A 338-nucleotide genomic window follows, 5' to 3' on the forward strand; every position below is an offset into this window, starting at 1 on the left:
CGACCGATAGACCAAGGGAAGGCTCAACCCAATGAGCAGGGTGGCGCGCGAAGATGCGAGTCCGGCTTCGTCGGCGACATTTGCGCCGCTCGAGAATGCGACCTTTCGTTCGATCTGGCTTGCCACACAGGTCGCCAGCCTTGGCTGGCTCATTCAAACCGTCGCCATCAGTTGGCTGATGGCGACCATTTCGACGTCGGACGTCATGGTCGCCTTGGTGCAGGCTTCGACCACACTGCCCGTATTCGTCCTGTCGATTATCGCCGGGGTCCTGGCTGACAACTACAGCCGCCGCAATCTCATGTTCGCCGGCTGGTTGCGCGATAGCATTGTCCTCG

Annotated in this window: 1 protein-coding gene; it reads left to right on the forward strand. The window is 60.4% G+C overall.

Annotated features, from left to right (window positions below; translation table 11 throughout):
• Positions 1-31: 31 nt before the first annotated feature.
• Positions 32-338 (forward strand): MFS transporter (locus EN853_RS33350; protein ID WP_189473192.1); only part of this gene is annotated, 307 nt, incomplete at its 3' end.

The sequence above is a fragment of the Mesorhizobium sp. M1C.F.Ca.ET.210.01.1.1 genome (genome assembly GCF_004791585.1).
GTDB lineage: Bacteria > Pseudomonadota > Alphaproteobacteria > Rhizobiales > Rhizobiaceae > Mesorhizobium.